29 protein-coding genes and 1 tRNA gene are annotated in these 22,545 nt (G+C 67.0%); 22 read left to right on the top strand and 8 right to left on the bottom strand.

The genetic code is table 11. The features are described from left to right. The first annotated feature begins 2 nt into the window (after positions 1–2). The 4 genes from QTI20_RS24485 (at position 3) to ubiA (ending at position 4,464) form a co-directional block, all read left to right on the top strand. Positions 3–1,730 carry an acetyl/propionyl/methylcrotonyl-CoA carboxylase subunit alpha gene (locus QTI20_RS24485; protein WP_286553643.1) on the top strand — a complete coding sequence of 576 codons (1,728 nt, stop codon included), beginning with the start codon at positions 3–5 and terminating at the stop codon, positions 1,728–1,730. A 75-nt stretch (positions 1,731–1,805) separates the two neighbouring features. Next, on the top strand, positions 1,806–2,771 hold the full coding sequence (locus tag QTI20_RS24480; RefSeq protein ID WP_183028308.1) for a LysR substrate-binding domain-containing protein: 966 nt from the start codon (positions 1,806–1,808) through the stop codon (positions 2,769–2,771). A 107-nt stretch (positions 2,772–2,878) separates the two neighbouring features. Next, positions 2,879–3,490 carry a Dps family protein gene (locus QTI20_RS24475; protein ID WP_286553645.1) on the top strand — a complete coding sequence of 204 codons (612 nt, stop codon included), beginning with the start codon at positions 2,879–2,881 and terminating at the stop codon, positions 3,488–3,490. 74 nt (positions 3,491–3,564) lie between these two features. Next, complete coding sequence (gene ubiA / locus QTI20_RS24470) at positions 3,565–4,464, top strand: 4-hydroxybenzoate octaprenyltransferase (protein WP_286553646.1); 900 nt, start codon at positions 3,565–3,567, stop codon at positions 4,462–4,464. On the opposite strand, the gene proC is transcribed toward ubiA, so the two are convergent. Beyond that, positions 4,461–5,297, bottom strand: a complete 837-nt coding sequence (proC, locus tag QTI20_RS24465; protein ID WP_286553648.1) for a pyrroline-5-carboxylate reductase — start codon at positions 5,295–5,297, stop codon at positions 4,461–4,463. The two genes, ubiA and proC, sit on opposite strands and share 4 nt — an antisense overlap. Before the next feature lie 260 nt (positions 5,298–5,557). On the opposite strand from proC, the gene rplN reads away from it, so the two are divergent. The 18 genes from rplN (at position 5,558) to QTI20_RS24375 (ending at position 14,453) form a co-directional block, all read left to right on the top strand. Beyond that, positions 5,558–5,926: a 50S ribosomal protein L14 gene (gene rplN / locus QTI20_RS24460; protein ID WP_068630284.1), complete on the top strand. Its 369-nt coding sequence runs from the start codon at positions 5,558–5,560 to the stop codon at positions 5,924–5,926. Positions 5,927–5,938: 12 nt separating this feature from the next. Then, positions 5,939–6,256, top strand: coding sequence for a 50S ribosomal protein L24 (rplX, locus tag QTI20_RS24455; protein WP_183028311.1), 318 nt, complete (start codon positions 5,939–5,941; stop codon positions 6,254–6,256). A gap of 11 nt (positions 6,257–6,267) precedes the next feature. Then, positions 6,268–6,807, top strand: coding sequence for a 50S ribosomal protein L5 (rplE, locus tag QTI20_RS24450; protein ID WP_286553651.1), 540 nt, complete (start codon positions 6,268–6,270; stop codon positions 6,805–6,807). 8 nt (positions 6,808–6,815) lie between these two features. Then, complete coding sequence (gene rpsN, locus QTI20_RS24445; protein ID WP_286553653.1) at positions 6,816–7,121, top strand: 30S ribosomal protein S14; 306 nt, start codon at positions 6,816–6,818, stop codon at positions 7,119–7,121. Between the two features lie 20 nt (positions 7,122–7,141). Beyond that, positions 7,142–7,537 (top strand): 30S ribosomal protein S8, encoded by a 396-nt coding sequence (gene rpsH / locus QTI20_RS24440; protein ID WP_183028314.1) that lies wholly within the window; start codon positions 7,142–7,144, stop codon positions 7,535–7,537. Between the two features lie 24 nt (positions 7,538–7,561). Then, complete coding sequence (rplF, locus tag QTI20_RS24435) at positions 7,562–8,095, top strand: 50S ribosomal protein L6 (protein ID WP_286553655.1); 534 nt, start codon at positions 7,562–7,564, stop codon at positions 8,093–8,095. 14 nt (positions 8,096–8,109) lie between these two features. Next, on the top strand, positions 8,110–8,475 hold the full coding sequence (rplR, locus tag QTI20_RS24430; protein ID WP_183028380.1) for a 50S ribosomal protein L18: 366 nt from the start codon (positions 8,110–8,112) through the stop codon (positions 8,473–8,475). 18 nt (positions 8,476–8,493) lie between these two features. Continuing rightward, the gene (gene rpsE / locus QTI20_RS24425; RefSeq protein WP_183028316.1) at positions 8,494–9,012 is read left to right on the top strand and encodes a 30S ribosomal protein S5; all 519 of its coding nucleotides are present in this window, start codon (positions 8,494–8,496) and stop codon (positions 9,010–9,012) included. A gap of 14 nt (positions 9,013–9,026) precedes the next feature. Further along, a complete protein-coding gene (rpmD, locus tag QTI20_RS24420; protein ID WP_183028317.1) occupies positions 9,027–9,212 on the top strand; it encodes a 50S ribosomal protein L30 in 186 nt (61 codons plus the stop codon). Between the two features lie 11 nt (positions 9,213–9,223). Further along, a complete protein-coding gene (gene rplO, locus QTI20_RS24415) occupies positions 9,224–9,655 on the top strand; it encodes a 50S ribosomal protein L15 (protein ID WP_183028318.1) in 432 nt (143 codons plus the stop codon). A gap of 26 nt (positions 9,656–9,681) precedes the next feature. Beyond that, entirely contained in the window at positions 9,682–10,992 is a 1,311-nt protein-coding gene (gene secY / locus QTI20_RS24410) for a preprotein translocase subunit SecY (RefSeq protein ID WP_183028319.1), read from the top strand. A gap of 65 nt (positions 10,993–11,057) precedes the next feature. Continuing rightward, entirely contained in the window at positions 11,058–11,171 is a 114-nt protein-coding gene (gene rpmJ, locus QTI20_RS24405) for a 50S ribosomal protein L36 (protein ID WP_140840881.1), read from the top strand. A gap of 25 nt (positions 11,172–11,196) precedes the next feature. Further along, complete coding sequence (gene rpsM, locus QTI20_RS24400; protein WP_013544105.1) at positions 11,197–11,562, top strand: 30S ribosomal protein S13; 366 nt, start codon at positions 11,197–11,199, stop codon at positions 11,560–11,562. A gap of 13 nt (positions 11,563–11,575) precedes the next feature. Next, complete coding sequence (gene rpsK, locus QTI20_RS24395) at positions 11,576–11,980, top strand: 30S ribosomal protein S11 (RefSeq protein ID WP_009124825.1); 405 nt, start codon at positions 11,576–11,578, stop codon at positions 11,978–11,980. 131 nt (positions 11,981–12,111) lie between these two features. Further along, a complete protein-coding gene (gene rpsD, locus QTI20_RS24390) occupies positions 12,112–12,735 on the top strand; it encodes a 30S ribosomal protein S4 (protein ID WP_183028320.1) in 624 nt (207 codons plus the stop codon). A 124-nt stretch (positions 12,736–12,859) separates the two neighbouring features. Continuing rightward, the gene (locus QTI20_RS24385) at positions 12,860–13,849 is read left to right on the top strand and encodes a DNA-directed RNA polymerase subunit alpha (RefSeq protein WP_183028321.1); all 990 of its coding nucleotides are present in this window, start codon (positions 12,860–12,862) and stop codon (positions 13,847–13,849) included. A 110-nt stretch (positions 13,850–13,959) separates the two neighbouring features. Beyond that, positions 13,960–14,358 carry a 50S ribosomal protein L17 gene (rplQ, locus tag QTI20_RS24380; protein WP_286553664.1) on the top strand — a complete coding sequence of 133 codons (399 nt, stop codon included), beginning with the start codon at positions 13,960–13,962 and terminating at the stop codon, positions 14,356–14,358. Between the two features lie 18 nt (positions 14,359–14,376). Then, a tRNA-Met gene (locus tag QTI20_RS24375) sits at positions 14,377–14,453 on the top strand. Positions 14,454–14,604: 151 nt separating this feature from the next. Here the strand turns inward: QTI20_RS24375 and QTI20_RS24370 are convergent. Genes QTI20_RS24370 through flgG form a run of 7 tightly spaced genes read right to left on the bottom strand, consistent with a single transcriptional unit; the run spans position 14,605 to position 22,534 of the window. Beyond that, the gene (locus tag QTI20_RS24370; RefSeq protein ID WP_183028323.1) at positions 14,605–15,834 is read right to left on the bottom strand and encodes an HDOD domain-containing protein; all 1,230 of its coding nucleotides are present in this window, start codon (positions 15,832–15,834) and stop codon (positions 14,605–14,607) included. Between the two features lie 22 nt (positions 15,835–15,856). After that, positions 15,857–17,053, bottom strand: coding sequence for a flagellar hook-associated protein FlgL (gene flgL, locus QTI20_RS24365; protein WP_286553667.1), 1,197 nt, complete (start codon positions 17,051–17,053; stop codon positions 15,857–15,859). Positions 17,054–17,091: 38 nt separating this feature from the next. After that, positions 17,092–18,978 (bottom strand): flagellar hook-associated protein FlgK, encoded by a 1,887-nt coding sequence (flgK, locus tag QTI20_RS24360; protein ID WP_286553668.1) that lies wholly within the window; start codon positions 18,976–18,978, stop codon positions 17,092–17,094. A gap of 15 nt (positions 18,979–18,993) precedes the next feature. Next, positions 18,994–19,854, bottom strand: a complete 861-nt coding sequence (flgJ, locus tag QTI20_RS24355) for a flagellar assembly peptidoglycan hydrolase FlgJ (protein WP_286553669.1) — start codon at positions 19,852–19,854, stop codon at positions 18,994–18,996. Between the two features lie 4 nt (positions 19,855–19,858). Next, positions 19,859–21,058, bottom strand: a complete 1,200-nt coding sequence (locus QTI20_RS24350) for a flagellar basal body P-ring protein FlgI (protein WP_286553671.1) — start codon at positions 21,056–21,058, stop codon at positions 19,859–19,861. 1 nt (position 21,059) lies between these two features. Next, positions 21,060–21,752, bottom strand: a complete 693-nt coding sequence (locus QTI20_RS24345; protein ID WP_219211246.1) for a flagellar basal body L-ring protein FlgH — start codon at positions 21,750–21,752, stop codon at positions 21,060–21,062. Further along, positions 21,752–22,534: a flagellar basal-body rod protein FlgG gene (flgG, locus tag QTI20_RS24340; RefSeq protein ID WP_286553674.1), complete on the bottom strand. Its 783-nt coding sequence runs from the start codon at positions 22,532–22,534 to the stop codon at positions 21,752–21,754. The genes QTI20_RS24345 and flgG overlap by 1 nt, the downstream gene beginning before the upstream one ends. Positions 22,535–22,545: the final 11 nt, after the last annotated feature.

The raw sequence follows: 22,545 nt of genomic DNA, 5'->3' as shown, positions 1-22,545 counted from the left end.
AGATGAAAAAACTCCTGATCGCCAACCGCGGCGAAATCGCGGTGCGCATCGTGCGCGCCTGTGCCGACCACGGCGTGACATCGGTCGCGGTCTATGCCGACGCCGACCTGAACGCGATGCATGTGCGCATGGCCGACGAGGCCTACGGGCTCGAGGGCGACAGGCCCGCCGACACCTACCTGAACATCGCCAAGCTGCTGGCGGTCGCGAAGCGCAGCGGCGCCGACGCGGTGCACCCGGGCTATGGCTTCCTCTCGGAAAGCGCGGCTTTCGCGCAGGCCGTGATCGACGCCGGCCTGACCTGGGTCGGTCCCTCGCCGGCCGCGATCGCGATGCTGGGCGACAAGGTGCAGGCGCGCAAGCTCGCGCTGCAGGTCGGCGCGCCGCTGGTGGCGGGCACGGCCGACCCGGTGACGAGCGCCGCCGAGGTGCTGGCCTTCGCCGAGCAGCACGGCCTGCCGGTCGCGATCAAGGCGGCCTTCGGCGGCGGCGGGCGCGGCATCAAGGTGGCTTGGCGGCTCGACGAGATCGAGGGCCTCTACGAATCGGCGGTGCGCGAGGCCGTGACCGCCTTCGGCCGCGGCGAGTGCTACGTCGAGCAGTTCCTCGACCGCCCGCGCCACGTCGAGGCCCAGGTGCTGGCCGACACGCACGGCCACGTGGTGGTGGTCGGCACGCGCGACTGCTCGCTGCAGCGGCGCAACCAGAAGCTGGTGGAGGAGGCGCCCGCGCCCTTCCTGAGCGACGAACAGCGCGCACGCATCCACGCGTCGGCGCGCGACATCTGCGCCGCGGCCGGCTACACCGGCGCGGGCACGGTCGAGTTCATGCTGAGCGCGAGCGGTGCGATCTCCTTCCTCGAGGTCAACACGCGGTTGCAGGTCGAGCACCCGGTGACCGAGGAAACCACCGGCCTCGACCTGGTGATCGAGCAGCTGCGCATCGCCGACGGCCTGCCGCTGTCGATCACCGAGACACCGGTGCCGCGCGGCCATGCCTTCGAGTTCCGCATCAACGCCGAGGACGTGGGCCGCGGCTTCCTGCCTTCGCCGGGCCCGGTCAAGGTCTTCGACGCACCCTCGGGCCCGGGCGTGCGCGTGGACACGGGCGTCGATGCGGGTTCGCAGGTGCCGGGCAGCTTCGACTCGCTGATGGCCAAGCTGATCGTCAGCGGCGCCACGCGCGAACAGGCCATCGCACGGGCGCGCCGTGCGCTCAAGGAATTCCGCATCGAGGGCCTGCCCACGGTGCTGCCCTTCCACCGCGCGGCGATGGCGCATCCGGACTTCGTCTCGGCCGATGCCTTCAAGGTGCACACGCGCTGGATCGAGACCGACTTCGCCAACGGCGAGGCCGCGGCCCTGCGCCCCGACCCGCTGCCCGACACCGCGCTGCTGCGCACCGCGATCGAGGTGGACGGCCGGCGCCTGGCGCTGGGCCTGCCGGCGGTGCTGCTGAGCGGCCTGGCGTCGGTGGCGGGCGGGCCGGGCATCGCGCCGGCCGAGGCGCGCGTGGCCGATGCCGCGGCACTGGCCGCGCCGGTGTCGGGCACGCTGCAGGGCTGGAAGGTGGCCGACGGCGACACGGTGGCGCAGGGCACGGTCGTGGCCGTGATGGAGGCGATGAAGATGGAGATGCAGGTGGTCGCGCACCGCGCCGGCCGCATCGCCTTCGCGGCCGCGGCGGGCGAGGCGGTGGCGGCGGGCGCGGTGCTTGCGGCCATCGGCTGAGCGGCCCGGCCGCGGGTTCGCGTAGACCCCCGGCCCGGGCGGGTCGGGTCCCCTTGCGCATAATTGACGCAAGCTATGACTCTCACCGAACTCAAATACATCGTCGCAGTGGCGCGCGAGCGGCACTTCGGCAAGGCGGCGGAGGCCTGCTACGTTTCCCAGCCGACGCTGTCGGTGGCCATCAAGAAGCTCGAGGACGAACTCGAGGTGAAGCTGTTCGAGCGCAGCGCGGGCGAGGTCACGGTCACGCCGCTGGGCGAGCAGATCGTGCAGCAGGCGCAGAGCGTGCTCGACCAGGCGGCCAGCATCAAGGAGATCGCCAAGCGCGGCAAGGACCCGCTGGCGGGCGCGCTGAACCTCGGCATCATCTACACCATCGGCCCCTACCTGCTGCCCGACCTGGTGCGCCAGAACATCGCGCGCACGCCGCAGATGCCGCTGATGCTGCAGGAGAACTTCACCGTCAAGCTGCTGGAGATGCTGCGCGCGGGCGAGATCGACTGCGCCATCATGGCCGAGCCCTTTCCCGACACCGGCCTGGCCATCGCCGCGCTCTACGACGAGCCCTTCGTCGCGGTGCTGCCGGTGAACCATCCGCTGGCGGCCAACGAATCCATCAGTTCGGACGAGCTCAAGAACGAGACCATGCTGCTGCTGGGCGCGGGCCATTGCTTCCGCGACCACGTGCTCGAGGTGTGCCCCGAGTTCGCGCGCTTCTCGAGCAACGCCGAGGGCATCCGCAAGAGCTTCGAGGGCTCCTCGCTCGAGACCATCAAGCACATGGTGGCCTCGGGCATGGGCGTGACGCTGGTGCCGCGGCTGTCGGTGCCGGCCGAGGCGCTCAAGCCCAAGGCCAAGGGCCGCAAGGAGCCCGAGCAGATCGTGCGCTACCTGCCGGTGCGCGACGGCGAAGGGCGCGAGCCGCCGACGCGCCGCGTGGTGCTGGCCTGGCGCCGCAGCTTCACCCGCTACGAGGCGATCGCGGCGCTGCGCAACGCGATCTATGCGTGCGAGCTGCCGGGCGTGAAGCGGCTCTCCTGAGGCCGCGGCCAATGGCTGCGATAGAGTCTCGCTGTTGCGACAGGGCCGGCCGGCCTCTACAGTCGTCCCGTCGTCCGTACACCATCCACCGTCAACGAGGAATCGCCATGGCCAAAGCACCGAGCAACAACAAATCCCCCAAGAAGGCCAAGCCGCTGGTCGCGAGCTCGCCCGCGGCCGGCGCCGGCAAGGTGCCGACCAAGGGCGACGCCCAGGTCGCGCAGGAATCGGGCAGCCGCAACGCGCCCATCATCAACATCGGCATCGAACGCCAGGACCGCGCGGCCATCGCCGAGGGCCTGAGCCGCGTGCTGGCCGACACCTACACGCTCTACCTCACGACCCACAACTTCCACTGGAACGTGACCGGCCCGCACTTCAACTCGCTGCACGCGATGTTCATGGGCCAGTACACCGAGCTCTGGAACTCGACCGACGTGATCGCCGAGCGCATCCGCGCGCTGGGCCACTACGCGCCGGGTTCGTACGCCGAGTTCAGCAAGATCGCCACCGTGCCCGACGTGCCGCAGACGCCGCCCAAGGCGATGGAGATGGTGCGCATCCTGGTCAAGGGCCACGAGACCGTGTCGCGCATCGCGCGCGAGTTCATTCCCGTGGCCGAGGAAGCCGGCGACGATCCGACGGCCGACATGCTGACCGCGCGCTGCACCGTGCACGACCAGACCGCGTGGATGCTGCGCTCGCTGCTGGAAGAATAAATAAGCAGGCGGCACCGGCCCTGCGGGGCCTGAGCGGAGAGCGGCACAATGGCCGCTCTTTTTTTGTCCGCCGCATGCCTGCTGCCAGCCGCCTCTCCCTGTACCTTGACCTGATCCGCTGGAACCGGCCCGCCGGCTGGCTGCTGCTGCTGTGGCCCACGCTGGGCGCGCTGTGGTTCGCGGCCGGCGGCTGGCCGGGCTGGCACCTGCTGGCGGTGTTCGTGCTCGGCACCATCCTCATGCGCAGCGCCGGCTGCTGTGTCAACGACGTGGCCGACCGCGACTTCGACCGCCACGTCAAGCGCACCGCCCAGCGGCCGGTCACCAGCGGCGCGATCTCGGTCCAGCAGGCGCTGGGGCTGGGCGCCGTGCTGGCGCTGGTGGCCTTCGGCCTGGCGCTCACCACCAATGCGGCGGTGATCGTCTGGTCCTTCATCGGCCTGGGCGTGACCCTGCTCTATCCCTTCGCCAAGCGCTTCGTCTCGCTGCCGCAGGCGGTGCTGGGCATTGCCTTCTCGATCGGCATCCCGATGGCCTTCTGCGCCGCGGGCGGCCCCGACGTGCCGGCCACCGAGGCGTTCTCGCGCGTGCCGGGCTACGGCTGGGCGCTGCTGGTCGGCAACCTGGGCTGGGTGCTGGCCTACGACACCGAATACGCGATGGTCGACCGCGACGACGACCTCAAGATCGGCATGAAGACCTCGGCCATCACCTTCGGCCGCTTCGACGTGGCGGCGGTGATGCTCTGCTACGCGGTGTTCCTGGTGGTCTGGGGCGTGGTGGGCCTGCGGGCGGGGCTGGGCCTGCCCTTCTTCGTCGGCCTGGCCGCCGCGGCGGCGCAGGCGCTGTGGCACGGCGCGCTGATCCGCGAGCGCACGCGCGACGGCTGCTTCAAGGCCTTCCGCCTGAACCACTGGCTGGGCTTTGCGGTCTTCGCCGGTATCGTGGCCGACTTCGCGCTGCGCGGCCTCTAGGCGGCGCCGAATTCCCTGGCCAGCTCGCCGGCCCGCCGTTCGGCCGCGCGGATCGCGGCCTTGAACTGCGCCTTGACGCCGGCGGCCTCGAGCGCGCTGAGCGCCGCGTAGGTGGTGCCGCCCTTGGATGTGACGCGCTCGCGCAGCACCGCGGGCGGATCTTCCGAGGCGCGGGCCAGCGCCGAGGCGCCGGTGAAGGTGCCCACCGCCAGGCGCTGCGCCTGGTCCGGCGGCAATCCCATCTCGATGCCGGCCTCGGTCATGGCCTCGATGAAATAGAAGACATAGGCCGGGCCCGAGCCCGAGACGGCCGTCACCGCGTCGAGCGCGGCCTCGCCGTCCACCCACAGCAGGTCGCCGGTCGGGGCCAGCAGCTGTTCGACCTGCGCGCGTTCCTCGGCGCTCACGGCCGGGCGGGCGAACAGGCCGGTCATGCCCTGGCCGACCAGCGCGGGCGTGTTGGGCATGGCGCGCACGATGCGCTCGCTGCCCAGCCAGCGGGCGATGCTGTCGGAGGGGATGCCGGCGGCCACGCTCAGGTGCAGCGCGTCGGGCGTCCAGGGCTGCACCGCCCGGGCCGCCTCGGCGAAGGTCTGGGGCTTGACGGCCCAGACCACGATCCTGCATCGGGCCAGCGCGGCGCCGGCCTCGGCCTGGGCGACGAGGCCGAACTGCGCGGCCAGGCGCTCGCGGGCGGCTTCGAAAGGTTCGACCACCTCAAAGGTTTCGGGCGGCAGGCCCTGGCGGATCAGCCCGCCCAGGATGGCGCTGGCCATGTTGCCGCCTCCGATGAAGGCGATGGGCGGGAGGGCGGCGTGGTCGGGCTGGGTCATGGGCGGTCGGCGTGGGCGCTTGGAGGGGAGGGCGGGGGCCGATTGTCGCCCGGACGCCACGGCCCGCGGCGGACTTGGCAAAACAGGTCGTTGACATGCCGGATGCGTCGTGTGACAATCGCGGGCTTCGCTTCAAAAAGGCGAAGCTTTCCGCCCATACGAAGGCGCTCCAAGTGGTTTGGGGCGTTGACGACGGGCCCAAGACTGACTGCGGTGCTGCCATGAGGCGGTTTCTCGGTACAAGTTGGGAACCAATCGAAATGATCCAAACTGAATCCCGGCTCGAAGTGGCCGACAACACGGGCGCGAAATCCGTCCTGTGCATCAAGGTGCTCGGTGGCTCCAAGCGGCGTTATGCCAGCGTGGGCGACGTCATCAAGGTCAGCATCAAGGAATGCGCCCCCCGCGGTCGCGTCAAGAAGGGCGAAATCTACAGCGCCGTCGTGGTGCGTACCGCCAAGGGCATCCGTCGTGCAGACGGTTCGCTCGTCAAGTTCGACGGCAATGCCGCCGTTTTGCTCAACGCCAAGCTGGAGCCGATCGGCACCCGCATCTTCGGACCGGTCACGCGCGAACTGCGCACCGAGAAGTTCATGAAGATCGTCTCGCTGGCTCCCGAAGTTCTGTAAGGACACAACGCCATGAACAAGATTCGCAAAGGCGACCAGGTCATCGTGTTGGCCGGTCGTGACAAGGGCAAGCGCGGCACCGTCTCGCTGCGCAAGGACGACTCGCATCTGATCGTCGACGGCATCAACATCGTCAAGAAGCACACCAAGCCGAACCCCCTCAAGGGTACGACCGGTGGCATCACCGAAAAGACCATGCCGATCCACCAATCCAACGTGGCCATCTTCAATGCAGCGACCGGCAAGGCCGATCGCGTGGGCATCAAGATCGCCGACGGCAAGCGCGTGCGGATCTTCAAGTCCAGCGGCGACGAAATCAAGACCGCCTAAGGAGCATTCAGATGGCACGTCTCCAACAAATCTACCGCGACAAGATCGCGAAAGAGCTGACTGAAAAGTTCGGCTACAAGTCGCCGATGCAGGTTCCCCGCATCACCAAGATCACCCTGAACATGGGTGTGGGTGAAGCGGTCGCCGACAAGAAGGTGCTCGACAACGCCGTGGGCGACCTGACGAAGATCGCCGGCCAGAAGCCCGTCGTCACCAAGTCGAAGAAGGCCATCGCCGGCTTCAAGATCCGCGAAATGCAACCGATCGGCTGCATGGTCACGCTGCGTGGCGTGCAGATGTATGAGTTCCTGGACCGTTTCGTGACCATCGCGCTGCCGCGTGTTCGCGACTTCCGCGGCATCTCCGGCCGTGCGTTCGACGGCCGTGGCAACTACAACATCGGCGTCAAGGAACAGATCATTTTCCCCGAGATCGAATACGACAAGGTCGATGCCCTGCGCGGTCTCAACATCAGCATCACGACGACGGCCAAGAACGACGAGGAAGCCAAGGCGCTTCTCGCCGGCTTCCGTTTCCCGTTCAAGAACTGAGGCGAACCGTGGCTAAACAATCCCTGATCCAGCGCGAAATCAAGCGCGACAAGCTGGTCGCCAAGTACGCAGCGAAGCACGCCGAACTGAAGGCGATCTCCAACGACACGAAGAAGAGCGACGAAGAGCGCGCTGCTGCCCGCCTGGGCCTGCAGAAGCTCCCGCGCAACGCCAACCCGACGCGCCAGCGCAACCGTTGCGAAATCACCGGCCGTCCGCGTGGCACCTTCCGTCAATTCGGTCTGGCCCGCGCCAAGATCCGCGAACTGGCTTTCAACGGCGACATCCCCGGTGTCACCAAGGCCAGCTGGTAAGCCAGGCAGGAGCAAAAAACATGAGCATGAGTGATCCCATTGCCGACCTGTTGACGCGTATCCGTAACGCGCAAATGGTGGCGAAGCCGACCGTGTCGATCCCGTCTTCCAAGGTGAAGGCCGCGATCGCACAAGTCCTCAAGGACGAAGGCTACATCGACAGCTTCGAAGTGAAGACCGAAGACGGCAAGTCCGAACTCGTCATCACGCTGAAGTACTACGCTGGCCGCCCGGTCATCGAGCGCATCGAGCGCGTGAGCCGTCCCGGCCTGCGTGTCTACAAGGCCAGCGCAGCCATCCCGCAAGTCCAGAACGGCCTCGGCGTCGCCATCGTCACGACCCCCCAGGGCGTGATGACCGACCGCAAGGCTCGCGCTACCGGCGTCGGTGGCGAAGTCTTGTGCTACGTCGCCTAACCGAGACATCAAGGAGTCACTGAAATGTCCCGAGTAGGAAAAATGCCCGTCACCATCCCCGCTGGCGTGGATGTGTCGATCAAGGAAGACCAGATCAGCGTCAAGGGTTCGGGCGGTTCGCTCAACCTGGCCCGCAACGCGCTGGTCAATGTCGTGAACAACGACGGCAAGCTGAGCTTCGAACCCGCCAACGAATCGCGTGAAGCGAATGCGATGAGCGGCACGCTGCGCCAGCTGGTCAACAACATGGTGGTCGGCGTGACGAAGGGCTTCGAGAAGAAGCTCAACCTCGTCGGCGTCGGCTACAAGGCTGCAGCTTCGAACAACAAGCTGAACCTGCAAGTCGGTTACTCGCACCCGGTCAACTTCGACATGCCGCAAGGCATCACCGTGGCCACCGCGACCCCGACCGAAATCGTGATCAAGGGTGCTGACCGTCAGCGCGTTGGTCAAATCGCCGCTGAGATCCGCGCTGTTCGTCCGCCCGAGCCCTACAAGGGCAAGGGCATCCGGTATTCGGACGAGAAGATCGTGATCAAAGAGACCAAGAAGAAGTAAGGGGCAGCAAAATGATGTTGACCAAAAAAGCACAGCGTCTGCGCCGTTCGCGTCAGACCCGCATCCGGATCGCGACGCAAGGCGTGGCCCGTCTGACGGTGAACCGCACCAACCTGCACATCTATGCCACCGTCATCTCCGGCGACGGCACCAAGGTGATCGCGACCGCGTCGACGGCCGAAGCCGAAGTTCGCAGCACGCTCGGCGGTTCCGGCAAGGGCGGCAACGCCGCTGCCGCCACCGCGATCGGCAAGCGCATCGCTGAAAAGGCGAAGGCTGCCGGCGTCGAGAAGGTTGCTTTCGACCGCGCAGGTTTCGCGTACCACGGCCGCGTCAAGGCGCTGGCCGACGCAGCCCGCGAAGCCGGCTTGCAGTTCTAACCGGACACGAGATTCAAAATGGCAAAGATTCAAGCAAGAACGCAGAACGAAGGACCCGAGGACGGCCTGCGCGAGAAGATGATCGCGATCAACCGCGTCACCAAGGTGGTGAAGGGTGGTCGTATCCTCGGTTTCGCAGCGCTGACCGTGGTCGGTGACGGCGACGGCAAGGTCGGCATGGGCAAGGGCAAGTCGAAGGAAGTGCCTGCTGCCGTGCAGAAGGCCATGGAAGAAGCCCGCCGCAACCTGTTCCAGATCTCGATCAAGAACGGCACGCTGCACCACCGCGTGACGGGTCACCATGGCGCCGCTTCTGTCGTCATGATCCCGGCTCCCAAGGGTACCGGCATCATCGCCGGCGGCCCGATGCGCGCCGTGTTCGAAGTGCTGGGCATCACCGACATCGTGGCCAAGAGCCATGGTTCGTCGAACCCCTACAACATGGTCCGCGCCACGCTGGACGGCCTGAAGAACTCGACGACCGCGTCGGCTGTCGCTGCCAAGCGCGGCCTGACGGTCGAAGAGCTGTTCGCTTGAACGGGAGCATCGACATGACGACCCAACAACAAACCGTCAAGGTGCAGCTGGTGAAGAGCCCGATCGGCACCAAGGAATCGCATCGCGCGACCGTGCGTGGCCTCGGCCTGCGCAAGGTCAACAGCGTGAGCGAGCTGCAAGACACGCCCGCGGTGCGCGGCATGATCAACAAGATCAGTTATCTGGTCAAGGTTCTGTAAGAGAGACTGATATGGAACTCAATGGCATCAAGCCCGCCGCCGGCGCCAAGCACGCAAAGCGTCGCGTCGGCCGCGGTATCGGCTCCGGCATCGGCAAGACCGCAGGTCGCGGTCACAAGGGCCAGAAGTCGCGTGCAGGCGGCTTCCACAAGGTGGGCTTCGAAGGCGGTCAAATGCCTCTGCAGCGTCGCCTGCCGAAGCGCGGCTTCAAGTCGCAGACGCTCAAGTACAACGACGAAGTCACGCTGACCTCGCTGGAAGCCCTCGGCCTGGCCGAAGTCGACCTGCTGGCGCTCAAGCAAGCCGGCCTCGTCGGCCACATGATCAAGGTCGTCAAGGTCATCAAGACCGGCGAACTGACCAAGGCCGTCAAGCTGACGGGCATCGGCGCAACCGCCGGCGCCAAGGCAGCGATCGAAGCTGCCGGCGGCAGCGTCGCCTGAAGACACCGGACTGAGAGAGATCCTTCGTGGCTACTAACGCGGCAACGCTCGCAAAAACAGGCAAGTTCGGCGACCTGCGTCGTCGGCTGGTCTTTTTGCTGCTCGCACTCGTGGTGTACCGGATCGGCGCGCACATCCCTGTTCCGGGCATCAACCCGGACCAGCTGGCGCAGTTGTTCCAGGGGCAGCAGGGCGGGATCCTGAGCCTGTTCAACATGTTCTCGGGCGGTGCGCTGTCGCGCTTCACCGTGTTCGCGTTGGGCATCATGCCGTACATCTCCGCGTCGATCATCATGCAACTGATGACCTACGTGGTGCCGACCTTCGAGCAATTGAAGAAGGAAGGCGAGGCAGGGCGGCGCAAGATCACGCAGTACACGCGTTACGGCACTTTGGGCCTCGCGCTGTTCCAGTCCTTCAGCATCGCAGTGGCACTCGAATCGTCGGCCGGCCTGGTGATCGCACCCGGCTTCGGCTTCCGGCTCACCGCCATGATCAGCCTCACGGCCGGTTCGATGTTCCTGATGTGGCTCGGCGAGCAGATCACCGAGCGTGGTCTGGGCAACGGCATCTCGATCCTGATCTTCTCGGGTATCGCGGCCGGCCTGCCCAGCGCCATCGGCGGCCTGGCTTCGCTGGTGACGACCGGCGCGATGAACCCCATCGTGGCCATCTTCATCATCGCGGTCGTGGTCCTGGTGACCTACTTCGTGGTGTTCGTCGAACGCGGCCAGCGCAAGATCCTCGTGAACTATGCGCGCCGCCAGGTCGGCAACAAGGTCTACGGTGGCCAGTCGTCGCACCTGCCGCTGAAGCTGAACATGGCTGGCGTGATCCCGCCGATCTTCGCGTCGTCGATCATCCTGCTGCCGGCCACCGTCGTGGGCTGGTTCAGCACCGGTGACAGCATGCGCTGGATCAAGGACATTGCCGGGGCACTCACACCGGGTCAGCCGATCTATGTGATGCTCTACGCTGCTGCGATCGTCTTCTTCTGCTTCTTCTACACGGCTCTCGTGTTCAACAGCAAGGAAACGGCCGACAACCTCAAGAAGAGCGGTGCGTTCATCCCGGGCATCCGTCCGGGTGACCAGACGGCCCGCTACATCGACAAGATCCTGGTTCGCCTGACGTTGGCCGGCGCGGTGTACATCACCTTCGTCTGCCTGCTGCCGGAGTTCCTGATCCTCAAGTACAACGTGCCGTTCTATTTTGGCGGCACCTCCTTGCTGATCATCGTGGTCGTGACGATGGACTTCATGGCCCAGGTACAGAACTACATGATGTCGCAGCAGTACGAATCGCTGCTCAAGAAGGCCAACTTCAAGACATCGTAGGACTGGCGTTTCAAGTATTGAGTCCGGGCGGCTGACGCCACGTTAAACAGTTTTAGGAGAATGAAATGAGAGTTTCGGCTTCGGTCAAACCCATCTGCCGTAATTGCAAGGTCATCCGCCGCAAGGGTGTGGTTCGTGTGATCTGTTCTGACCCGCGCCACAAGCAGCGCCAGGGTTAAGTCAAAGAAGTATTAGAGGACGCACATGGCACGTATTGCAGGCATCAACATCCCGCCGCACAAGCACGCTGAAATCGGCCTGACCGCCATTTTCGGTATCGGTCGCACCCGCGCCCGTCAAATCTGCGAAGCGAGCGGCATCGAATATTCGAAGAAGATCAAGGATCTGACCGACGCTGATCTCGAGAAGATCCGCGACCAGATCGCTCTCTTCACCATTGAAGGCGATCTGCGCCGCGAAACGACGATGAACATCAAGCGCTTGATGGACATCGGTTGCTACCGCGGCTTCCGTCATCGCCGTGGCCTGCCGATGCGCGGCCAGCGCACGCGCACCAATGCCCGTACCCGCAAGGGTCCGCGCAAGGCCGCGCAGTCCCTGAAGAAATAAGGATTGAAACAGCATGGCTAAAGCTCCTGCCAATAACGCCGCACAGCGCGTCCGCAAGAAGGTTCGCAAGAACGTTGCCGACGGTATCGCTCACGTGCACGCCTCGTTCAACAACACGATCATCACGATCACGGACCGCCAGGGCAACGCCCTGTCGTGGGCCTCGTCGGGTGGCCAGGGCTTCAAGGGTTCGCGCAAGTCGACGCCTTTCGCAGCCCAGGTGGCGTCGGAAGTGGCCGGTCGTGCTGCTGTCGAACAAGGCATCAAGAACCTCGACGTCGAGATCAAGGGCCCCGGCCCCGGTCGCGAATCGTCGGTGCGCGCCCTGGCTGCGCTCGGCATCCGGATCAATTCCATTGCCGACGTGACCCCGGTTCCGCACAACGGTTGCCGCCCCCAGAAGCGTCGCCGCATCTAAGCGTCGAAGCTCCAGCGCAGCCTGCTTCACAGCGGCTGCGCGTTTTGTTTTCAACAAGCCCACCGCCATCGGCACGCCGCTGATGGCTCCTGCAGGCCAACCCTGCAGCAGATGACACAAAGGAAGATCACGTGGCACGCTACCTCGGCCCCAAGGCCAAACTTTCCCGCCGTGAAGGCACCGACCTGTTCCTGAAGAGCGCTCGCCGTTCGATCCAGGACAAGTCGAAGTTCGACTCCAAGCCCGGCCAGCACGGCCGCACCTCGGGTCAGCGCACCTCTGACTTCGGCCTGCAACTGCGTGAAAAGCAGAAGGTCAAGCGCATGTACGGCGTGCTGGAAAAGCAATTCCGCCGCTACTTCGAAGAAGCCGATCGCCGCCGTGGCAACACCGGCGCGAACCTGCTGTTCATCCTCGAATCGCGCCTGGACAACGTCGTCTACCGCATGGGCTTCGGCTCGACCCGCGCTGAAGCACGTCAGCTGGTGTCGCATCGCGCGATCACCGTGAACGGCCAGTCGGTCAACATCGCGTCGTACCTGGTCAAGACCGGTGACGTGATCGCCGTGCGCGACAAGTCGAAGAAGCAGACCCGTATCGCCGAAGCGCTGCAGCTGGCTGCACAGGTCGGCATCCCGGCCTGGGTGGACGTGAACGCCGACAAGGCGGAAGGCGTGTTCAAGAAGGTTCCGGATCGCGACGAATTCGCTGCCGACATCAACGAATCGCTGATCGTGGAACTGTATTCGCGCTAAGCGGACCCAACGAGCCGCGCCATGCGGCTCGTTTTTGTTTTTTTGTTCCCGCCGGGATCGACCCGCCGGGCGCTTCACCAGCCTTACCGGTGTAACGAACCGGGGGTATTGAGAGGAAGTCTGCATGCAAACCACCCTGCTGAAACCCAAGACCATCCAGGTCGAGCAAATGGCCGCCAACAAGGCAAAGGTCACGCTCGAGCCTTTCGAGCGCGGCTACGGCCACACGCTCGGCAACGCGCTGCGTCGCGTGCTGCTGTCGTCGATGGTCGGTTATTCGGCCACCGAAGTCACGATCGCCGGCGTGCTCCACGAGTACTCGTCGATCGATGGCGTCCAGGAAGATGTTGTCAACATCCTGCTGAACCTCAAGGGCGTGGTGTTCAAGCTCCACAACCGCGATGAAGTGACCCTGAGCCTGCGCAAGGACGGCGACGGCCCGGTGCTGGCATCGGACATCCAGACGCCGCACGACGTCGAGATCATCAACCCGGATCACGTGATCGCGCACCTGTCGCAAGGCGGCAAGCTCGACATGCAGATCAAGGTGGAAAAGGGCCGCGGCTACGTGCCCGGCACGATGCGCCGCTATGCGGACGAACCGACGAAGTCGATCGGCCGCATCGTCCTCGACGCCTCGTTCTCGCCCGTCAAGCGCGTGAGCTACACGGTCGAAAGCGCCCGTGTGGAACAGCGTACCGACCTCGACAAGCTGCTGATCGAAATCGAAACCAACGGCGCCATCACCGCTGAAGATGCGGTGCGTGCCTCGGCCAAGATCCTGGTGGAACAGCTGGCCGTGTTCGCGCAGCTCGAAGGCGGCGAACTCGCTGCATTCGACGCACCCGCGCCGCGCAGCGCCCAGCAGTTCGATCCGATCCTGCTGCGCCCGGTCGACGAGCTCGAACTCACCGTGCGTTCGGCCAACTGCCTCAAGGCAGAGAACATCTACTACATCGGCGACCTGATCCAGCGCACCGAGAACGAGCTGCTCAAGACCCCCAACCTGGGTCGCAAGTCGCTCAACGAAATCAAGGAAGTGCTCGCTTCGCGCGGCCTGACCTTGGGCATGAAGCTCGAAAGCTGGCCGCCGGCCGGCCTCGATAAGCGATAATCCGCGATTCGGCCAAAAAGTAATCGGCCCCCGCTTCGCGAGAAGCAGGCCAGTGCAATGGGCAGTACCTGATACGGCTGCCTGTTTTTATAAAGTAAAGGAAAAGCACCATGCGTCACGGACACGGACTCCGCAAACTCAACCGCACCAGCTCGCACCGCCTTGCGATGCTGCAGAACATGATGAACTCGCTCATCGAGCACGAAGTCATCAAGACCACGGTCCCCAAGGCCAAGGAACTGCGCCGCGTCATCGAACCGATGATCACGCTGGCCAAGAACCCCACGCTCGCCAACAAGCGCCTGGCCTTCGACCGCCTGCGCGACCGCGACAGCGTTGTCAAGCTCTTCGCCGATCTGGGCCCGCGTTTCGCGACGCGTCCGGGCGGCTACACGCGCATCCTGAAGATGGGTTTCCGCGTGGGCGACAACGCGCCGATGGCATTGGTCGAACTGGTCGACCGTCCCGAAATTAAAGAAGCTTCTGACGAGCAAAGCGCCGCAGAATAAGGTATACTTCTAGCTTGCCGCGCGATGGAGCAGCCTGGTAGCTCGTTGGGCTCATAACCCAAAGGTCGCAAGTTCAAATCTTGCTCGCGCAACCAACATATCAGCCTACCAGCTGATACCCAAAACACCCACTTTTCAGTGGGTGTTTTGCTTTGTGCGTTCGATGTTGGCAAGGCATCGGATGCGGCCTCGACAGGCGAAAAAAAGCCAGGTCCGCGCCTGGCCCTGGGTGCTTCGTGCGGCGCTTCAGCGTGGCAAGGCCGCCAGCGTGCGCAGCAGCGCGCGGTTGATCTCCTCCGTGCCCATCTCGTAGGCCTGCCGCAGCGCGCGCAGCGGCTGCGGATCCTCCGATTCGAGCGCGAACGCGACCTGCAGAGAAGGCGCATAGGGGCCGGTGCCCGAGATGGCGGCGGTCACGATGCGGTCAGCCAGCGGGATGCGCGCGAAGCTCGCGCGCAAGGGTTCGTCGAGCACCAGGTCGAGCTGCGCGAACAGCCCGCACAGATAGACCTCGCGCCGGAGGTCGTCCTCGATGCCCGCGTCCATCAGGTGCTCCATCAGGTGGCCGCGCATCACCATGGTCGCGTTCACGGGACGCAGGTTGGGGTCTTCGCTGGCGTGCGGCAGCTGCTCGGCCAGCCAGGTGTTGAGCGCGCGGAAGCCCAGCATCATGAAGCCGTGGCGCAGCGAGGACACGCCGTTGCGCAGCCCCAGCCCGGCCGAGTTGAGGTACAGGAACAGCCGGTAGGCCAGGCTGGGTTCCTGCCCGAAGGCCTGTTCGATGCGGTCGAGCGACTGTTCGCTGTCCAGCGCATTCATCGCCTGCACGATGGTGCGGCGCGTCGGCGGCAGCGGCTGGCCGGCGTAGCGGTGCAGCACGTCCTCGGTGGGCCAGCCGGCCACCGCCCAGGCGCCCTGCTGGTCCAGCGCATGCTCGGCCAGCGCGCGGCTCGCCACGCCCTCGACCAGCGCGTTGGCCTGGACCGGGCTGTCGGCCGCGCGGCCCAGCATGCGGCCGGCGGCACCGGCCTGGCGTGATTTCAGGGCGGCCTGCAGCGCGCCGGCGGCATCGGCGGGGGCCAGGCGCAGGGCGCGCTGCTTGGCCCAGCGCTCGGCGCCGGCATCGGCCAGCGCGGCCGGTGCACCGCTGGCGAGCAGGTGCACGCCGCGTTGATGGGCCAGCCGCAGTGCATCGCGCACGCCGCCGCGGTCGAGCCAGGCCTGGGGCACCACGATCGCCGGGCCGCCGGCCGTGGCATGGGCCAGCAGGCCGGCGAGCAGGTCGGGGGCGCTGGGCGACAGCAGCAGCAGCGGCGATTCGGCCGACCATTGCTCGGCCAGCGTGCGCAGCAGGTGCTGGCCGTCGATGCCCTGGTCGTCGGCATGCACGAAGAGTTGCACGCCGGCGAGCGCGCGGGCCTTGTTCCAGAGAGGGCGATAGCCGAGGGTGAGACTGCCGAGAACCGATTGCGCCATGGAAGAGGGAAGGATGCGGCCGTCAGCCGAGGAAGTTGAACAGGGACAGTTTCTGGATCTGCGCGTACGAGCCCAGCGCGGCCGAGTACGCGGTTTCCTTGGCCTTGAATTCCGACAGCGCCTTGACCACGTCCAGGTCTTCCGCGCGCGAGCGGTCGGCTTCGAGCAGCAGGCTGCGCGTGGCCTGCCGGTCGGTGATGTTGTCGACCCGGTTGAGCAGGTCGCCCGCGCGGCCACGCGTGGCCGACAGCCGCGCGCTGGCCGCATCGATCTGCGACAGCGCCTGGGACACGGTCTGCGCCACCGCGCTGCTGCCGGTGGCGTCGCGCAGGCCGGCGATCGCCTGGTCGAGCACGCCGAACAGGCTGGTGCGGGTGCTGGGTGCGATCTCGAGCGAATCGCCCGCGGCCGGCGTGCCGCTGGCCACCAGCGACAGGCCGTCGAAGCCGATCGCCTGGCCGCTCTTGTAGGGCTGGGCGGACTGCACGGCCGTGTTGGTCGTGGTGTCGATCACCTCGTACTGGGTCACGCCCGCGTTGACACTGAATTCGATGCGGTAGCCGTGGCCGGTGAGCGCCGTGGGGTCGGTGACCTTGCCGGCATCGCTCGACACCTTCGAGGTGCCCGCGCCCAGCGCGACCGTGAACACGCCGTTGCCGGTCGGCACGTCCATCCAGGTCGCGTGGCCATCAAGTGAGGCCGGCACCGCCAGCTCGCCCGTGGCGGCCTGGCCCGCGATGCCCTGGTAGCTCACGCCCGCGCCGCCGCCATCGACGAAGGGCGCGTCGGTGCTGCCCAGGCCGCCGAACAGGGGCAGGCCGTTGCTGTCCTTGGTGTTCGCATAGCCCAGCAACTGGTCGCGCAAGGTGCTCAGTTGCTGCGCGATGCTGGCGCGGTCGGTGGCCGAGAGCCCGGGGTTGCCGGCCTGCACGACCAGCGTGCGGAAGCTCTGCATCGCCGTGACCGCATCGCCCAGCGTCGACTCGGCCGTGGCCACCGCGTTGCGCTGCACCTCGAGCGCGCGCTGGTCGGTGGCCACGCGCGCCATACGGGTCTGGGCGCGTTCGGCCTGCGCCGCGCCGGTCGGGTCGTCGCTCGGTCGCAGCACCCGCTTGCTCGCGGTCATCTGCTCCTGCAGGCGCGAGAGCTGCGATTGCCGCGTCATCAGCTGGTTGAGCGCGTTGTCGTAGGTGTTGCCGGTCGCGAGGCGTGTGCTCATGGCGTTCTTTTCCTGGGTGCGGGAGGTGGAGCGCGGCCTCAGGCCATGCCATGCAGCAGCGAGTCGAAGACGGTCTGCGCGATCTGGATCATCTTGGCCGAGGCCTGGTAGGCCTGCTGGTACTGCAGCAGCTTGGCGGCCTCTTCGTCGAGGTTCACGCCGGCGCCGTTGGCGCGCTCGGTCTCGAGGTTGGCCGCGATGCTGCCCGACACGTCGGCCGCGTACTGCGCGCTCTGCGAGCGCACGCCGATCTGCGCCATCAGCCCGGCGTAGCCGTCGACCATCGAGGCGCCGTCGAACATCGCCTTGTCGCGCAGCCCCGCCAGCGCACCCGCGTTGCCCGCGCCGAGCTTGCTGTAGCCCGGCGTCGCGGCCTGCACGGTGATCACGTCGCCGGCCTTGGGTGTGCCGCTCAGGGTCAGCGACCAGCCGTTGAAGGCGATCGGCTGGCCGGCCACGTAGGGCTGGCCCGTCGGGTTGCCCGTGCCCGTGCCCGACACGCTGTAGCTGCCGTCGGCCGCGAAGGTCAGGGTCACGGTGGCGCCCTGGTTGGCGTTGTTCGATGTCGCGGCCAGCGAGGCCACGCTCACGCTGCCGGTGTTGGCCGCGGCGGGCCGTGCCTCGACCGGGCTGGCGGCCGCGATCTCGCGCGGCGAAGTCATCGCCATCGCCACGCCGCCCGCGGCGTTGGCATAGGGCTTGATCACGAAGCTGTCGCCGGCCGCGGGCGTGCCCGCGTTGAGCTCGAAGGTCAGGCCGTCGATCTGCAGCGGCAGCGGGCCGCTGAAGCTGCTGCGCTTGCCGTCGGACAGGCGCGTCACCTCGATCGCGCCGGCGCTGCCGAAGCTCACCTGGTAGGACGAGGGCACCAGCGCGCTGGCGTTGTTCACGCTCGCGACGAGCGTCGCGTTGCCGGTGTTGGCGGTGCTGGCCGATGCATCGGGGATGGCGATGGCGCGGAAGATGGCCGCGCCGGCATGGCCGTCGAGGTCCAGCCCGAGCTGGTTCTGTGCGTTGAGCTCGCTGCTGATCGCCAGCGCCATGCGCCCGAGGCTGTCGCGCGCGGCCACCAGGTCCGAATTCTGGAAGCGCAGCAGGCCCGCCACTTCGCCGCCGCCCAGCGTGGCCTCGTCCAGCGGCGTGGTGAGCGTGCCGCGCGTCATCGCCAGCTGGCGGGTGCCGTTGTCGCCGATGGTGAGCGACATGGTGGCGGCCGTGGTGCCCAGCACCAGCGCCTGGCTGCCGACGAACACGCTGAGCGTGCCGTCGCCGGCATCGACGGTCGTCACCTGCACCTGCTGGCCGAGCTGGCGCATCAGCTGGTCGCGCTGGTCGAGCAGGTCGTTGGGGCTCTGGCCGCCGCCGGTGGTGCGCGCGATCTGCAGGTTCAGCGCGGCCACGCGCTGGGCCATGCTGTTGATCGAGGTCACGGCGTCGCCCAGTTGGGCGTTCACGCCGCGCTGCAGGTCGTCGAGCTGCGACTGGGCGTTGCGGAAGCGCGAGGCCATCTCGTCGGCGCGCGTCAGCACCACGTTGCGCGCGCTGATGTCGTTGGGCGCGCTCGCCACGTCGGTGAAGGCGTTGAGCATGTCGCTCACCGAGGCGCCGAGGCCGCTGGCACCGCCCTTGAAGATGTCTTCCAGCGAAGCCAGGCGATCGGCGCGCGTGCTGTCCATGGCCGCCACCGACTGGGCAAGTCCGGCCTGGCGCGTGAGGAATTCGTTGTGGGCGCGCTCGATGGTGCTCACCGTCACGCCGCTGCCGATGTAGCCGCCCCCGGTGTACTGGCCCGGGACCTGCTGCAGCACCGCGCTCTGGCGCGAGTAGCCTACCGTGTTGGCGTTGGCCACGTTGTGGCCGGTGGTGGACAGCGCGACCTGGTTGGCGAGCAGCGCCCGCGTGCCGATGTTGAGCAGGGAACTCATGGGAGGGGATGGGCCTCAGGCCTGTTGGGAGCGCTGGATCAGCAGCGTCGAATTGATGGCGCGGCTCAACTTGGCCGCATAGGCCGGGTCGGTCGCATAGCCCGCGCGCTGCAGCTCGGTCGCGTAGGCCGCGGCCGAGCCGGTGCTGGCGCGCGCCTGCGCGTAGCGCGGGCTCTCGCCGATCAGCCGTGCGTAGTCGCGGAACGACGCCTCGTAGGAGTCGTAGGCGCGGAACTTCGCCGACACCTTGCGCGGCTCGCCGTCGATGTACTCGGTGGTGGTGATGGTCGCCACCTTGCCGGCCCAGCCCGGGCCGGCCTTGATGCCGAAGAGGTTGAAGGAGTTGCTGCCGTCGGCGTTGCGGATCTCGCTGCGGCCCCAGCCGGTCTCGTGCCCGGCCTGGCCGATCATGAAGCTCGACGGGATGCCCGTGGCCTGCGCCACGCGCTCGGCCGCGGCCGTGTGCTGCGTCACGAAGCCGTTCTGCGAGGCCGTCGGATTGATGCGGGTCGCGGCGGAAGGCAGCGACACGGTCGGCACGCTGCCGCGCGCGTTGCCCGTCATCTGCTGCGTGAGCTGGCGCGCGATCGCGTCGGTCAGCCCGCCGGGCATGCCCGAGAGCTGCACCGCGAACTGCTGGTCGAGCAGGTCGGTGCCCAGCTTCTCGCCGTCGCTGTCCATCAGGCCCGACTTCATTGTCGCCTCGCGCATGCTCTTGAGCAGCTCGCGCATGAACAGCGACTCGAACTGCTTGGCCGCTTCCTTGATCGCCTTGGGGTCGTTGGCGCCCGCGGCGAGCTTGAGCGAGTCCAGCGAACGTGCGTCGGCCGCGAGGCTGTTGCTGTTCATCGCCGGGATCGAGTTCGAGATCGCCATGGCTTCAGATGACTTCCAACTCCGCGTTCATCGCGCCGGAAGCCTTGATGGCCTGAAGGATCGCCAGCAGGTCCTGTGGCGTCGCGCCCAGTGCGTTCAAGGCGCGCACCACGTCCGACAGCTGCGGCGAGTTCGGCACCTGGATCAGGATGCCCGGCTCCTGCTTGATCTGGATGCTGGCCTGCTCGGCCACCACCGTGCGGCCGCCCGACAGCGGTGCGGGCTGGCTGATCACCGGCGTCGAACTGATCGTGACCGACAGGTTGCCGTGCGCGATCGCGCAGGGGCCCAGGGTCACGGCCTGGTTCAGCACGATCGAGCCGGTGCGGGCGTTGATCACCACCTTGGCGGCCGGCGCGGCCTGCTCCAGCGTGATCTCCTCGAGTTCGGCGATGAAGTTCACGCGGGCGTTGGCGTCGGTGGGCGCGCGCACCTCGACCGAGCGGCCGTCCAGGGCGCGCGCGGTGCCCAGGCCCATCCTGCGGTCGATGGCCTGCGCCACGCGGCGCGCGGTCTGGAAGTCGGCCGCGTTGAGGCCCAGCGTCACGCTGTCGCCCTCGTGCAGCGGCGAGGGCACGCTGCGCTCGACCTGCGCGCCGTTGGGCACGCGCCCCGCGCTCAGGTGGTTGATCTGCACCTTGCTGCCGCCGGCCGACGCGCCCGCGCCGCCGACCACCAGGTTGCCTTGGGCCAATGCGTAGATCTCGCCGTCGGCACCGCGCAGTGGCGTCGCCACCAGCATGCCGCCCTTGAGCGACTTGGCATTGCCCATCGAGGAGACGTTGATGTCCAGGGTCTGGCCGGGCTGCGCGAAGGCCGGCAGTTGCGCGGTGACGATCACCGCCGCCACGTTCTTCAATTGCAGCTGGGCCGCGCGGTTGTCGGGCAGCGTGATGCCCAGCTGCTGCAGGTAGTTGGCGACGCTCTGCGTGGTGTAGGGCATCTGCGTGGTCTGGTCGCCGGTGCCGTCCAACCCCACCACCAGGCCGTAGCCGGTCAGCTGGTTGCTTCGCACGCCCTGCACGGCGGCCAGTTCCTTGATGCGCACCGCGTGGGCTGGCCCGAACAGCGCCACGCCGAGCGCGAGCGCAGCGAGAGCCCTTCCAGGAACACCGCGGAACCGGCTCCGCCGGGCCGCAGGTGTTGCCCCCGGCGAGGGGGTTGGCGTAGCGACACGAAGTGCGCGAAGACTGGGGGTGGACATATCAGAACGGCAGCACGTTCATGAAGAAGCGGCCGAGCCAGGGCATGACCTGCGACTCCTGCTGCGCGCCGCGCCCGCGCGACTCGATGCGCACGTTGGCCACCTGCAGCGAGTTCACCACGCTGCCGGCCTGGATCGAGCGCGGGTCGACCGTGCCCGAGAAGCGCAGCACGTCCACGTTCTGGTTCACGCCGATCTGCTTCTCGCCCGTCACCACCAGGTGGCCGTTGGGCTGCACGTCGACCACCGTGGCGGTGATCGAACCCTGGAAGGTGTTGGCGCTCTCGGTGCCGCCCTTGCCGGCGAAGTTGTTGGCCGAGTCGGCGTTCACGCTGGCGCGCTTGAAGGAGTTGGCCGAGAGCAGCGGGAAGGCGCTGATGCCCGCGTCGATGCCGCTCTTCTTGTCGATGGTCGAGGTCGACTTCTGGCTCGCGCTGACATTCTCGACGATCAGGATCGTCACCGTGTCGCCCTGCATGCGTGCGCGGCGGTCCTCGAACAGCGGGCGGTAGCGCACCGACTGGAACAGGCTGCCGGTGGGCGCGCGGCTCACGGCCGCGGCCGGCGCCTGCGGCGCGAGTGCGGGCGCGACGGTCGGCGGCATGTCGACCTGCGGCGTCTGGGCCAGCGTGGAGCAGCCGGCGACGAAGGCGCAGGCCAGCGCGGCCGATGCGAGGCGGAGAAGGGCCGACATCAGAGCTGCCCTAATTTCTGCAGCATCTGGTCGCTGGTCTGGATCGCCTTCGAGTTCATCTCGTAGGCGCGCTGCGTCTGGATCATCGACACCAGTTCCTGCACCACGTTCACGTTCGAAGTCTCGAGGAAGCCCTGCATGATCGTGCCCAGGCCGTTGGTGCCGGCCGTGCCGCCGTTGGGCTGGCCCGAGGCCGCGGTCTCGGCGTAGAGGTTCTCGCCGCGCGGCTCCAGCCCGGCCGGGTTCACGAAGTTGGCCAGCGCCAGCGTGCCGATGTTCTGCGGCGCCGCGTTGCCCGAGAGCGTGGCCGAGACCGTGCCGTCGTTGGCGATGCTCACGCTGACCGCGTTGGGCGGCACCGTGATGCCGTTGGCCACCGGCAGGCCGGAGGAGGTGACCAGCCGGCCCTGCGCATCGACCTGGAACGAGCCGTCGCGCGTGTAGCCGATGGTGCCGTCGGGCTGCGTGACCTGGAAGAAGCCGTTGCCCTTGACCGCCACGTCGAGCTGGTTGTTGGTCTGCTGCATGCTGCCCTGCGTGAACGAGCGGCTGGTGGCCACCGTGCGCACGCCCAGGCCCAGCTGCAGGCCGGTGGGCAGCTGCGACTGCTCGGTGCTGTTGGCGCCGACCTGGCGCAGGTTCTGGTACATCAGGTCCTCGAACACCGCGTTGGCGCGCTTGAAGCCGGTGGTCGAGACGTTGGCCAGGTTGTGCGAGATGACGTCCAGCTGGGTCTGCTGGGCTTCCATGCCGGTCTTGGAGATCCAGAGCGAATTGATCATGGCGTAGGGTT

Source organism: Variovorax sp. J2P1-31, assembly GCF_030317215.1.
Lineage (GTDB): Bacteria > Pseudomonadota > Gammaproteobacteria > Burkholderiales > Burkholderiaceae_C > Variovorax.
Note: the sequence above shows the minus strand (reverse complement) of the source record. Positions and strands in the feature narration are given on the sequence as shown.

Bases quoted from the DNA above. Each gene is read 5' to 3' on its own strand.
- rpsK (WP_009124825.1), top strand. From the start codon at position 11,576: ATGGCTAAAGCTCCTGCCAATAACGCCGCACAGCGCGTCCGCAAGAAG.
- rpsH (WP_183028314.1), top strand. From the start codon at position 7,142: ATGAGCATGAGTGATCCCATTGCCGACCTGTTGACGCGTATCCGTAAC.
- rplR (WP_183028380.1), top strand. From the start codon at position 8,110: ATGTTGACCAAAAAAGCACAGCGTCTGCGCCGTTCGCGTCAGACCCGC.
- rpmJ (WP_140840881.1), top strand. From the start codon at position 11,058: ATGAGAGTTTCGGCTTCGGTCAAACCCATCTGCCGTAATTGCAAGGTC.
- rpmD (WP_183028317.1), top strand. From the start codon at position 9,027: ATGACGACCCAACAACAAACCGTCAAGGTGCAGCTGGTGAAGAGCCCG.
- ubiA (WP_286553646.1), top strand. From the start codon at position 3,565: ATGCCTGCTGCCAGCCGCCTCTCCCTGTACCTTGACCTGATCCGCTGG.
- QTI20_RS24345 (WP_219211246.1), bottom strand. From the start codon at position 21,752: ATGTCGGCCCTTCTCCGCCTCGCATCGGCCGCGCTGGCCTGCGCCTTC.
- QTI20_RS24370 (WP_183028323.1), bottom strand. From the start codon at position 15,834: ATGGCGCAATCGGTTCTCGGCAGTCTCACCCTCGGCTATCGCCCTCTC.
- proC (WP_286553648.1), bottom strand. From the start codon at position 5,297: ATGACCCAGCCCGACCACGCCGCCCTCCCGCCCATCGCCTTCATCGGA.
- QTI20_RS24480 (WP_183028308.1), top strand. From the start codon at position 1,806: ATGACTCTCACCGAACTCAAATACATCGTCGCAGTGGCGCGCGAGCGG.
- rplE (WP_286553651.1), top strand. From the start codon at position 6,268: ATGGCACGTCTCCAACAAATCTACCGCGACAAGATCGCGAAAGAGCTG.
- QTI20_RS24385 (WP_183028321.1), top strand. From the start codon at position 12,860: ATGCAAACCACCCTGCTGAAACCCAAGACCATCCAGGTCGAGCAAATG.
- rplQ (WP_286553664.1), top strand. From the start codon at position 13,960: ATGCGTCACGGACACGGACTCCGCAAACTCAACCGCACCAGCTCGCAC.
- flgK (WP_286553668.1), bottom strand. From the start codon at position 18,978: ATGAGTTCCCTGCTCAACATCGGCACGCGGGCGCTGCTCGCCAACCAG.
- rplO (WP_183028318.1), top strand. From the start codon at position 9,224: ATGGAACTCAATGGCATCAAGCCCGCCGCCGGCGCCAAGCACGCAAAG.
- rplN (WP_068630284.1), top strand. From the start codon at position 5,558: ATGATCCAAACTGAATCCCGGCTCGAAGTGGCCGACAACACGGGCGCG.
- rpsE (WP_183028316.1), top strand. From the start codon at position 8,494: ATGGCAAAGATTCAAGCAAGAACGCAGAACGAAGGACCCGAGGACGGC.
- rplX (WP_183028311.1), top strand. From the start codon at position 5,939: ATGAACAAGATTCGCAAAGGCGACCAGGTCATCGTGTTGGCCGGTCGT.
- rplF (WP_286553655.1), top strand. From the start codon at position 7,562: ATGTCCCGAGTAGGAAAAATGCCCGTCACCATCCCCGCTGGCGTGGAT.
- QTI20_RS24485 (WP_286553643.1), top strand. From the start codon at position 3: ATGAAAAAACTCCTGATCGCCAACCGCGGCGAAATCGCGGTGCGCATC.
- QTI20_RS24350 (WP_286553671.1), bottom strand. From the start codon at position 21,058: ATGTCCACCCCCAGTCTTCGCGCACTTCGTGTCGCTACGCCAACCCCC.
- flgL (WP_286553667.1), bottom strand. From the start codon at position 17,053: ATGAGCACACGCCTCGCGACCGGCAACACCTACGACAACGCGCTCAAC.
- flgJ (WP_286553669.1), bottom strand. From the start codon at position 19,854: ATGGCGATCTCGAACTCGATCCCGGCGATGAACAGCAACAGCCTCGCG.
- rpsM (WP_013544105.1), top strand. From the start codon at position 11,197: ATGGCACGTATTGCAGGCATCAACATCCCGCCGCACAAGCACGCTGAA.
- QTI20_RS24475 (WP_286553645.1), top strand. From the start codon at position 2,879: ATGGCCAAAGCACCGAGCAACAACAAATCCCCCAAGAAGGCCAAGCCG.
- flgG (WP_286553674.1), bottom strand. From the start codon at position 22,534: ATGATCAATTCGCTCTGGATCTCCAAGACCGGCATGGAAGCCCAGCAG.